The sequence below is a fragment of the Christiangramia sediminis genome, assembly GCF_020552705.1.
Classification (GTDB): domain Bacteria; phylum Bacteroidota; class Bacteroidia; order Flavobacteriales; family Flavobacteriaceae; genus Christiangramia; species Christiangramia sediminis.
In genome coordinates, this window is sequence record NZ_JAJBZG010000005.1 from 1 (window position 1) to 12,240 (window position 12,240).

The following is a 12,240-nucleotide window of genomic DNA, read 5'->3' on the forward strand; positions in this document are numbered from 1 at the left end:
TTGATTTTATTTATCGCTAAATAAAATCCTTGTCAATTCAATATATCAATGAACGACCCCTCTGTCCTTCGGACATCTCCCCAAAAGGGAGAATCAACCGAATCCAAAAGGGATTCTCTTGTTAAAACCTGAGGATTCGAACCTCTCTAAATTACGCCCCGTCTGGCGGTTTCTCTTATTCTCAATCTGTACTTATGAACGCTTGCTCTCTCTCAAAGCGGGTGCAAATATACAACGCTTTTTCTTTCCCAACCAAAACTTTTTAATAAAAATTTTTGATTCTTTTTAAAGCTTTCAGTAGCAACTCCTTAACTCCTTCTCCCCCTATGAACATCCCTTCGTTTCCAAAGCGGGTGCAAATATAAAACGAGTTTTGCTCTCCAACCAAATTAATTCCTAAAAAAATTAATTATTTTTTTCAAGGCTTTTCCTTGCTATTGCTTACTCCCAGTACTCTCAGTGAACTTACGCCTTGCTCTCAAAGCGGCTGCAAATATACAGTTGATTTTTGATTACACAATAGCAATCTACTATTTTAGTTATTTTTATGTTAATGGAATCTTTTCAATCAAAACACAACTGAATTGACAGATTTCAACTGAAAAGGTTATAGAATAATTCAGTTAAATACACAATAAGAAAAGAATTCAGCAATGGCCCTCCTGAAAATCTAGAGAAAAAGATCCCAAACAAGTCCGAATCTGATCAAAAAATCGGTGTAGGGATAGCCTGGAGCAGAAAAATCGTTATTGGAATCTATAAGATCATTCAAATTTTGAAGCTTAAAAAATATTCTTGCCTTGTCTACTTTAGCATTAAAGAAATAATCCAGCATAGGATATCCTCCAAGTTTTTGAGAATTCTGGACATAAAATTCAGCTAAAACTGGATCGTAAGCATCCATCTCATATTCAGAAAAATATTTGAAAGTAAATCCTGTCTGTAGATAAAGTGCATTATCAAACCAAAAATCTTTATAATAAATAGAATTCCTGGTAACAAATTCAGGAACATTAAAAACCCCAAGGCCCTCCAGAACATTCTGATACATTATAGTATTGTATGAGCCAAATAAACCAAAATCAAATTCTTTCTCTGCCCGAAGCTTCAGATACCGAACCTGCGACCCGGCCTGGAAAGGTTTCACACTACCACTATCATCTGTGGAGAAATAAGTATAATTCTCTATTTGTGATAAACTTCCAGAAATATCAAAAAGCTTTTTCGATTTAAAATCGGCAAAAAGTCTTTGAGAAACTTCATTATCAAATTCATTCTGCCAGTTATAATTTAAATAATCGCTTTGATATAAAAGGAAATTAAAGTTTGGAGCAGTACTATTTTGATTGATCCCAAAACGTATCCAATTATCTCTATTGAACTCATAAGAAGCAGTTGCAGCAATATAATTTCCGGAGAATTCATCGGAAAGGTTCAATTTCGCATCAGCTTCCAGACCGAAGCCGCCTATTTTCTTTTTATAGGAGCCCACCACATGCAATAAATTTCCGTTGATACGATTTCCTATAGTATCTCCAGACTTTATAAAGACTGAATTATAACCATAATCGTAAAAAGTATGTCCCGCTCCAAAAGAAAGCTCTCCTAATAAATTATTGGCATAATTCACCGAAACTTCATTGAACAGATTCTTTAACCTGGTTTCGTCATTAAGATTGCTTGACTCAAAGGACTCGCCAAATAATTCATTTTCGGCTGAATCCTGATTGAAAACAAATTTCTTATAGCTATAATCAAAAACATGAGCTATACTGAGCATATTCGTAGAATCGGTAACCTTCGTCAACGTATATTGATGATCTAAAAAGAATCGTTTCCCAAAAAGGATATTTTCAGCATTTTCAAAATTCACAGATAAAACCGACCTGTCATCAAACTCCGGCTCCTGATTAATATATTGGGTTATGGCCAGACTATCCAGTCCGCCATTTTCTTCATTTAAAAGATCCTGCGAAGCAAAATGTGCTTTTGCCTGGTACTTTTTATTATCTGAATGGTAACTAAAGCCCATCCTTAAATTTCCAGCACTGGTTAGAATATGCTGATATCTTCCCAAAGCGCGTGTTCCCTTATAAGCAATGAATAAATTGAGATTTTCTGAAGTATTTACGGTGAACAAGGCATCAAGTTGCTGACCCTGTTCTGGGACGGTTTTGAAATAAAGATCAGTTAAGGGAGTAGGAACATGATAATAATTAACATCTTCTACCTCCATATAAGCGAAATGTTTCGCCCTTGCACCCAGCTCAGGAAAAGTTTTTTTATAATCTTTTCTAAGGCTTAAACTATTATAGGGCTGGCCGGTATTTGAAAAAGGCAATAACTCAAAATTATCTTTACGCAGGTAATTGAATTTATAATCTTTTAATATTGTTAAGGTGGTATCCAGATAGGTGGTATCGTTCTTTACAGAAATGATCTTATAATCTTCAATAGGTGGCATGCTATCCTTCTTCTTTGAAGTATTCATTCTTTCGCTTTTATCAGGATTCTGACTCCATGCCTGGAAAGAAGATATTAAAATAAGACAAAAAAGGAATTTTCTCATGTACATAAAGACTTATGGACAAAAATATAATAATTAACGAAAGATAGCTGAAGTTTATTAAAACAAAAAAACCACCCGAATTGGGTGGTTTTTATTATTAAAAGATATTAAAAATTAATATCCAAAGTTCTGATCTATGTTAGCATTTGAATCCACTTCTGCAAATGGCACTGGTAGAGCGAAGTTATAATCACCATACATTGGTCCACCATGCGTTTGCTGTACTGGATCTGGAGTAGGAATATCTTTTCCAGTTCTTGCAAGATCATGGAATCTGAATCCTTCAAATGCAAGTTCTTTTCTTCTTTCTAGTAGAATATTATCCTTGGTAGCTTCTGTATAAAGTTCAGCACCTCTATTCATAGGAATCATGTTCAACCAGGTTAGAGCATCTGCACCTCCTGTTTCAAGTAATGCTTCTGCATAGATAAGAACGATTTCTTCATATCTAATAACCGGAACATTATCATCATAAGGAGCGATAGAAGGATATTTTCCAATATTACGGAAAAGACCAGCAGCATCAACCTGAATTACACCAGGATCAGTAACTGTTCCATCTTCCGCAACATCCTGAACACCTCTTACATCGTCTTCACCGTAGATAGCTGCAAGATTAGGAAGTACTACAACATCACCATAGTTAGTATCCTGATAAATATTAGCAAGACCATTAATCCCAGGGTTGTCAATTGCTGTAAAAGCAATCTCGAATATAGTATTCACTCCACCTGCTAATGCAAAAGTAGATAAGAACTCATCTTCAGTGGCAACATCAAAAGCTCCAGAATCAATAACGGCTTTAGAAGCAGTTAGAGCAGTAGGCCAGTCACCAAAGTAAGCTGCAACTCTAGCCTTTAAAGCATCTGCGGCATAAGTAGTAATAAATACAGCATTATCATTAAGTGACTCTGACATTAGGCTAGAAGCCATATCAAGATCATCATACGCAAACTGCTTTACTTCTCCCGCTGTATTACGAGCAGGGAAAAGATTCTCATTATCTCTAAATGTCATAACGTAAGGTACACCAACAGAGCTTTCACTTCCACCTTGTACATTCTGCTGACCGTAGAAAGTCACAAGATCAAAATGCGCAAGAGCTCTTAAAGCATACGCCTGACCTTTAAGGTGATCTAAAACTTCCTGATCACCTTCAATGTTCTCAGCATTGATCACAATGTTTGCAGAAGCAATAACACCGTACATTTGAGCCCATAGCGTTTCAACAATTCCAGATTCTGAGTTTAAATCCATTTGCCCTTCAACCACAAAACGGTTAGAATTAGCATTTGAATAAACGTTGTCTGAGAATATATCTCCCAGGACAACTACATCTCTACCATAGTAAGCAGATGCTGACATTCTATCATAAGCTCCGTTCAAAACGGCCTCAAGATCGTTTGTTGTATTGATACTTGTCTCAATACTTTTCGACTGTGCCAAAGTTGGATCCAGATCCTCCTCGGAACATGAAGCGAAAAGCCCCACAGTCAAAACTGTAATTAATAAATATTTAAATTTCATAGTTATTTTTTAAAAGTTTACGTTAACACTTAGAGTATAAGACTCAACAGGAGGAGTAGTAAGAGTTGTATAACCATTAGCTCTCACCTCAGGGTCTAATTTAAGTCCATCATCTTTCACCCAGGTAGCGATGTTTGTACCTCTCAAAGTAAGAGATAAACCATCAATACCTACAGATTGTGCCCATGTAGATGGAAGGCTATAACCTAAAGCAACATTCTTAAGTCTGATGTAATCTCCGTCAAATAAATGACGAGAGTTAGTAGTATGGAAGTTGTTACTTCCTCCAAAGGCTAACTGAGGAACATCAGTTACATCACCTGGCTGCTGCCATCTATCTAATAATTCCTGAGCACCATTATAAGTACCTAAAGTAAAGCTATTAGTTCTTAAATAGAACTGTGCATACTGCTCGTAAATTTTGTGTCCACCTGCAAAATATGCATTTGCTTCAGCAAAGAAACCTTTATACTGAACACGAGTTCCAAAACCTCCTGAGTAAGTAGGAAGTGCAGAAGCACCCTGATAAACTCTTTCAGCTGCATTATAATTAGAAGTAACTTCACCGTCAACACCGTTCACATACCAGGTAGGTAAACCAGTTTGAGTATCTACTCCAGCGTAAGTTCTCATGAACCAAGCAGCTGCAGGAAGACCTTCTCTAGTTGTTTTGTAAGAACTACCTGCAAGTGGATCTAATGGTTCTCCATCAGCTCCTAAAGCTAGTTCTGTTACTTCGTTATCTACCGTAGCATAGTTACCGTTTACACTCCATAAGAAATCCTGAGTACGAATTACCTCATAAGTTAATTGAGCTTCTATACCTGAGTTTTCCATTTCTCCAACGTTTCTATCCTGACCAGAAAATCCAGTAGTCAAAGATAATGGTACATTTTGTAGAAGATCTGAAGTTGTTCTGTTATAATATGCGAAAGAACCCGTTAATCTACTGTCAAACATACCAAAGTTAACACCTACGTCATAAGTTTTACCCTTTTCCCACTCTAGGTCTGGATTTCCAAACTGTGATGGAGTAGCCGCTCCGTTGGCATTATAATCACCTCCAAAGGCAAGTAAAGCCTGGTAAGCATTGATATCAACACTGTTGTTACCAGTGATACCATATGAACCCCTTAATCTAAGAGTATTGAAAATATCATTGTTCATGAACTCTTCTCTATGAATGTTCCAAGCAGCACCTACAGAACCAAAATCTCCGTATCTGTTTCCTGGAGCAAATCTAGAAGATCCTTCACGTCTGTAAGTTAAATCTAAAACATACTTTCCAGCATAGTTATAGTTCAATAAAGCTAAGTAAGATGAGTTAATCCAATCTGAAAAAGATGAAAAAGCATCAAAGTTAGCACTAGCAGAAGCAATATTGATCAATCCATCAGTTGGAAAGTTCTCTCCATAACCGTAAAGGTAAGAATTCTGGTTGTTCTGATATTCAAATAAAGCAGTAGCATCAAAATTATGATCCTTACCAAGTGTGAATACATAGTTTAAAGATCCCTGGTAAACCCAGTTAAAGTTCTTTTCATCACTACTTTCAGCATAACCATTCAAATCTTCAGCATCACCTTCATATCTATTGATAAAAGACTTGTACTCGGTTAATTGATAATCTAAACTTATTCTGTTACTAAATGTTAAACCATCAAACAGTTCCCAATCTAACTTTGTATTTGAGATAGCTCTGGTTAACATGTTTCTGTTAAAGTTATTTTCCAATACATAGAAGATATTTGGAAGAGAACCGAATTTTAGGTCGATATTCTCTGTTCCGTCGTCATTAAATCTACTATTGAAAGGACTCATCAAAGTTCTTGTGATAAAAGGATTTGAAAAGAAAGATCCCTGCTCAAGAATTGGATTTTGTCTAATATTTGAAACATTTATAGACGTTGAAAGATCCAAATTATCTCTCAATTCTCTTTCGAAACTAAAACTTCCGTTCAATCTTTCGAAATCAACACTTTTTACAGTAGCTTCAGTTTTGTTGTAACCTAAAGAAGCATAGAAATTAGACTTTTCATCTCCACCTGTAGCAGAAAAAGTATAATTCTGAGTCAATGCATCTTCATTCTTGATATTCTGATCCCAGTTATAACCATCAACCGCAGGATCGAAGTCTAATACATCTGGATCCAGGATACCAAAATCAACTCCTAATTGCAGAGCATTCCCATCAGTAAATCCAAAATCACCATTAACACCGTTAGCTCCATAAGAGTTAACCAAAGATTCAATTAATAGGTCATAACGTTGCTGACCTGTTAAGTACTCTCTTTCGTTATAGGCATCATTTTGAAAACCAACTGTAGAGTTAAAAGAGAATTTAGTTTCTCCACTAGAACCACTCTTAGTAGTAATTACAATTACCCCATTAGAACCTCTGGCTCCATAAGCTGCAGTTGCAGACGCATCTTTTAATACAGTGATACTTTCGATATCCTGACTATTGATAGTTGCAAGAGGGTTAAGCGAACTAAGGTTAGCACTACCACTATTGTTATTGTTTACAACCGGCACCCCATCAATTACATATAAAGGTTCGTTGTTAAGCGCCAAGGAACTAAGACCACGGATACGAACATCCTGAGTAGAACCAGGAGTACCAGAAGACATAGAAATTTGAACACCGGCAACTTTACCTTGTAAAGCTTGTTCTACAGAAGGAACAGGAATCTGAGCAACTTCGTCACCCCCAATAGTTACTGAAGATCCAGTAACTTCTTCTACCCCTTTTGTACTATAACCTAGTACGACAACTTCTTCAAGTTTTCCTACATCAGTTTGCATTGTAACATCTAATACGCTGGATGTCCCTACAGGAATTTCCTGAGAAACAAAACCAACAAAACTGAATACCAACCTTTGACCCTGGTTTACAGAGATACTGTAATTCCCGTCAAAATCTGTTTGAGTACCCTCTCCAGTTCCCTGTACCATAACTGTTACTCCTGGCACAGGCAAACCGTCTTCATCCACAACCGTACCTGATACGGTTTTCTGTTGTGCAAAACTAATTTGCACCACTAACACCAGTAACAGTGTTAGAAATCCATGTAATCTTTTTTTCATTATTTCGTTAAATTTGAATTAGCCTGCGCCAAAAATCATAATAAATTCTTAATAAACCAAAATTAATTTCATTTTAACTTATCCAAACTTTAACATTTAGCCTAATCTTTATCGTCCTGTTCCCTAATCATCTTAATATATTTGTAAAATTTCAATACAAAACTTGCGAATGCTTAATTATTATAATCTTGAATTAACAGTAGCAGGCACCGATGAAGCTGGAAGAGGCTGTCTCGCGGGACCCGTTACTGCTGCTGCTGTTATACTACCTAGAAGCTTTAAAAGTAAGATACTAAATGACTCCAAAATACTCAGTTTAAAAAACAGGGAACTACTAAAATCGCAAATTGAAGCTGAAGCATTAACTTATGGAGTGGAACATGTTTTTATGGAAGAAATAGATGAAATAAATATTTTAAACGCTTCCATATTAGCCATGCACAGAGCTCTACAAAAGTTAAATTTGGATCCGGAGCATATTATTGTAGATGGAAACAGGTTCAAATCTTACCAAAATATCAGTCATAATTGCATAATTAAGGGGGATGGTAAATTCATGTCTATTGCGGCAGCTTCCATATTAGCCAAAACCAATAGGGATAATTATATGGAAAAGATTCATGAAGAATTCCCTGCCTATAACTGGAAAAAGAATAAGGGATATCCCACCAGGGAGCATAGGGCGGCAATTGAAAAGCATGGAATCACAAAATATCACCGAAAAACCTTCAAACTACTCCCTGATCAATTGAAGATTGAATTCTAAGTTGCTATTTTTGCTCAAACCCACTATCCAACCATGAAAAGATTCATCGTATTTGCTATAATACTTTCTGTCTTCGCCTGTTCTACAAACCAAGAAGCTGAATTCAGCTTAACCAATCATATCCCAGATGATACTGAAGCTATTATTTTAACCCCCAACCTCCCAGAATTTATTGAAAACCTTAAAAACAACAGCTTTATTAAGGAAAGTAAATTTGGTTTACAGGAAAGACTTAGCAGCCAATTACAATTTATTAAACACTTAAATTTAAGATCCAAAACCGGAATAAACCTTTCGCGTATTTCTTCTGAAACGATGGTTTACACAATTACCACCAAAAAAGATTCCGCACTGGTTGTACTGGATTCACTTCAAAATAAAAGTGTAGAGACCTTAAAGGAAGATGGTGTGGAACTTCAGAGAATTGCTATTGAAGATGATAAATTCTTCTTATATGAAACCGGCACTACAAGTATTATAAGTAATTCCAAAACCAAAATCCTGGATATCGCCCAGAGGAAAAACCTACTGAAATCAGAAACATTTAAGAATGCTTATAATGCAGCCGATCCAAATAAGACTTCAGTTTTTTTAAGAAATTCTGCTTTTAAAAAAATTACAGGCCTTTTTGAAAACTTCAACTTTCCAGGCTTCAGGAATTTTTCAGAATGGAGTATATTAGACCTGGACATTACTAAATCTGAGATGAAGCTTAACGGCATAAGTCTTCCCGGTAATAATAGTTTTATGAATCTTCTTTCCGGAGTCAATCCTAAAGAAGCAGAGGTTGCTAAAGTATGTCCGTCAGATTTCCTGAGTTTTTATTCTGTTAATTTCTCCTCTTTCGACAGCCTTGAGAAGAATCTAAATAATTATTCTAAAGACAGTATTGCAAGAGAGTTTCCGGAAATACTGCAATATGTCCGGGAACTTGCCTCAATAAAATTAAAATCTGGTAATCTTTTCGTTCTTAATGCGGTAGAAATCGAAATCGCCAAGGAGAATCTCGCCGGATTAGGAGTGGAAGTCGAAAATTACCGGAACACTCCCATATTCGAATTAGAGAATCCGGGAATTTTTAAAAATCCCATTCCGGAGCTTATGCTGATCAAGGAAAATCGGTTCTACGGAATAGTGGATCATTTTATAATATTCTCAAATGAGATTGATCCCCTTAAAAAAGCGATCGCAGATTATCAGAATTCAAATACTATTGCTGGAAAAAGCTATTATTCTGAACTAACTTCTTCTCTCTCTTCAGCATCTTCCATACTCATGGTCTCCCGCTTACCGGAATTCTATGCAAGCCTTGACAAATCTCCGGCATCAGAAAAACTTAGCTTTAAAAAAAATAGCCTCGCTGCTTTTCAAATAATCAGCGAAGATAATTTCGCCCATCTTCACGGCATATTTTCAAATTCTGAAGGCCAAAAGATGAATGGGAGCGGTGCGGAGCAGACAGCTTATTTCAAACTTGATGCGCCGGTAAACCTAACGCCTTATTTCTTTAAGAATCATGAAACAGACCAAATGGATATGGCGGTGCAGGATGAGAAAAATACATTATATCTTATCTCGAATAAAGGAACAGTTTTCTGGAAAAAGAAACTGGATAGCCAGATCACCGGGGAAATACATGAAGTTGATCTTTTTAAAAACGGCAATAAACAGCTCGCTTTCTCAACTGGCTATCAGCTTGAAGTTTTGGACCGAAATGGAAATAGCGTCAAGCCATTTCCTGTTAAATTCAATGAAGCGCTCACTCAGCCTCTAGCGGTTTTTGATTATGATAATAATAGGACTTATAGATTTGTATTAACGCAAAACAAGAGGGTTTACATGCTTGGACCCAAAGGAAAGTCTATTAAAGGCTTCGACTTTGAAAATGCCAAAGCTAATATTGTAAAAGCACCAAAACATATAAGACTTGGTTCAAAAGATTATATTCTTATTGCTGAAGAATCGGGTAGACTGAATATTTTAAGCAGACAGGGAAGCATACGAGTGCCTGTTAATGAGAATTTTAATTATTCAGAAAATGAATGGTATGGCTATGACGGGAAATTCATTTCTTCTGAACCTGATTCTAATCTGATTTCAGTAACACAAAGCGGTGCGGTTTCCAGGAAAAATTTAGGATTGGCAGATAATCATCGGGTAGTAGCGAATGATGATCTCCTGGTCTATTTAAATGAAAATGAATTATCTATAAATGACAAAAGGCTCAGCCTGGATTTTGGATTATATACAGATCCACAATTATTTGAAATTGGCAGAAATGCTTATATCGCTATAACCGATCTACAGGCTCAAAAAGTCTATGTTTTTGATATAAATGCAGAATTACTCCCTGGTTTCCCCGTGTACGGAACCTCAAAGGTAGATATTGCAAATGCCGATCTGGACTCTAAACTGGAACTCATTGTAAAGGGAGAAGAGAATGAGATACTTCTTTATGAATTCTAATGCATAAGTTTACAGGCTGTCCCCTATTAGAAAAATCAGAAGAGAGTTCTAACTTTGCACGAATAACTATGAATGAATAGTTATGAAACTAAAGTTAATTCTTCTCTCGATTTTCTTATGCTTTTGTACAGATCTAAGTTCTCAGAAAAAGCTAAACCGACCCTCGGGAATTGTCGGGATAAAAAGTATTGATTCTATTGTAGCACAATCTTTCGATCTTTACGACCTGCTTTTTGATTATGAAACCCGTATAAAAGAGGGAGAGCTTCTTTGCCCGGAAGATATTTGTGAAGTAGAGAAGATATTCTTGAATTCTGAAAATATAATTCAGGAAGCTATCGCAGCAAAAGTACATTTTAAAAAGAAAAATGTCATCACCCGCACCCAGGCTACAATTCATTTGGAAAAAGCTAAAAGAGCGGTCTATTATTCCCGCACAGCCAGCGAAAAAATATTACTGGCTCAGAATGTCAATTATGAATAGAGAATCCTTTTATATATAAAGATCAGAAGACATTTAATTCATTCTACCATAAAGACAAAACCTGCGGAAAAAATCAATTCTACGATACAGGTTTTTGTAATTATCAGAAAGATAATATGATAACAGAAAAGGCCAATTTTGAATTGACCTTTTCTGTTGTGTTGAATTAGATTTTTAATATCCCTGATTCTGAGTAAGTTCAGTAAGACAAAGCGGTGCAGTTTCCATGAAGAATCTGGGATTGGCAGAAAAGCTTATATCGCTATAACCGATCTACAGGCTCAAAAAGTCTATGTTTTTGATCGAAATGCAGAATTACTCCCTGGCTTCCCCATCTACGGAACCTCCCAGGTAGATATTGCAAATCCCGATCTTTATTCCAGACTGGAACTTATAGTAAAAGGAGAAGAGAATGAGATATTGCTTTATAAATTTTAACTTACAGTTTCAATTAAAAGCTAAAATCCTCATGAATACATTTTTCCAAAAAAAGATCCTTTTAATAGGATTGTTAGTTATCACGCTTGCAAATGGCCAAAATAAAAACAAAAGCGGAACTTTATTCATTATTGGAGGAGGTTCTCGCCCGGTGGAAATGGTACAGCGCATTATCAGGGAGTCGGAAATAGATAAAGGAGGATATGGCGTAATTTTACCTATGGCCAGTTCCGAGCCAGATTCGGCTATTTTCTATGCAAAAAAGCAATTTACAAAACTGGGAATGAAGAATATAGTAGGGTTTAATTTCAGTAAAAATGAAAAGATCGCTCCAACAAGACTGGATTCGCTAAGAAATGCAAATCTTATTTATATCTCCGGAGGGGATCAGGACAGATTTATGCAGGCAATTAAAAACACTCCTGTGGAACAGGCGATTCATGAAAATTATCAAAATGGTGGAATGATCGCAGGAACAAGTGCAGGCGCCGCGGTTATGAGTAAGAAAATGATCACCGGTACCGAACTTAAGCACCCCGAATACCATTCCACTTTTCTACATCTTGAAAAAGATAATCTCGAGCTAAAGGAAGGATTGGGCCTCATAAAAAATGTGATTATAGATCAGCATTTCGTGAGACGGAGCCGCTATAACCGCCTGTTAACTGCTGTTATAGAGTTTCCAGAAATTACAGGAATTGGTATTGACGAATCTACCGCTATCCTAATAAGAAACAATATTTCTGAAGTCGTTGGAGAATCACAGGTAATTGTGATTAGCAATCCAGATAAACCCGTAAATAATTCAAAAGAGAAACTGGCTGCAAAAAACATCAAAATGAGTATTTACTTAAACGGTGATAAATTTAAAATGTAAAAAAGGCCAATTTTGAATTGGCCTTT

General features: G+C 36.2%; 7 protein-coding genes. 4 read left to right on the forward strand and 3 right to left on the reverse strand.

Features of this window, described 5'->3' with window-relative positions; translation table 11 throughout:
- Positions 1 to 670: 670 nt before the first annotated feature.
- The 3 genes from LGQ90_RS09410 to LGQ90_RS09420 all read right to left on the reverse strand — a co-directional run bounded on the left by LGQ90_RS09410 (position 671) and on the right by LGQ90_RS09420 (position 7,183).
- Complete coding sequence (locus LGQ90_RS09410; protein WP_229340464.1) at positions 671 to 2,569, reverse strand: putative porin; 1,899 nt, start codon at positions 2,567 to 2,569, stop codon at positions 671 to 673.
- Between the two features lie 114 nt (positions 2,570 to 2,683).
- Positions 2,684 to 4,096 carry a RagB/SusD family nutrient uptake outer membrane protein gene (locus LGQ90_RS09415; protein WP_229340466.1) on the reverse strand — a complete coding sequence of 471 codons (1,413 nt, stop codon included), beginning with the start codon at positions 4,094 to 4,096 and terminating at the stop codon, positions 2,684 to 2,686.
- 9 nt (positions 4,097 to 4,105) lie between these two features.
- Positions 4,106 to 7,183 (reverse strand): SusC/RagA family TonB-linked outer membrane protein, encoded by a 3,078-nt coding sequence (locus LGQ90_RS09420; RefSeq protein ID WP_229340468.1) that lies wholly within the window; start codon positions 7,181 to 7,183, stop codon positions 4,106 to 4,108.
- Between the two features lie 169 nt (positions 7,184 to 7,352).
- Here LGQ90_RS09420 and LGQ90_RS09425 point away from each other — a divergent pair, with 169 nt between their 5' ends.
- The 4 genes from LGQ90_RS09425 to LGQ90_RS09440 all read left to right on the forward strand — a co-directional run bounded on the left by LGQ90_RS09425 (position 7,353) and on the right by LGQ90_RS09440 (position 12,214).
- Positions 7,353 to 7,949: a ribonuclease HII gene (locus LGQ90_RS09425; RefSeq protein ID WP_229340470.1), complete on the forward strand. Its 597-nt coding sequence runs from the start codon at positions 7,353 to 7,355 to the stop codon at positions 7,947 to 7,949.
- A gap of 33 nt (positions 7,950 to 7,982) precedes the next feature.
- A complete protein-coding gene (locus LGQ90_RS09430) occupies positions 7,983 to 10,415 on the forward strand; it encodes a hypothetical protein (RefSeq protein ID WP_229340472.1) in 2,433 nt (810 codons plus the stop codon).
- An 82-nt stretch (positions 10,416 to 10,497) separates the two neighbouring features.
- Complete coding sequence (locus LGQ90_RS09435; RefSeq protein WP_229340474.1) at positions 10,498 to 10,899, forward strand: hypothetical protein; 402 nt, start codon at positions 10,498 to 10,500, stop codon at positions 10,897 to 10,899.
- A gap of 469 nt (positions 10,900 to 11,368) precedes the next feature.
- Positions 11,369 to 12,214 (forward strand): cyanophycinase, encoded by an 846-nt coding sequence (locus tag LGQ90_RS09440; RefSeq protein ID WP_229340476.1) that lies wholly within the window; start codon positions 11,369 to 11,371, stop codon positions 12,212 to 12,214.
- Positions 12,215 to 12,240 lie beyond the last annotated feature (26 nt).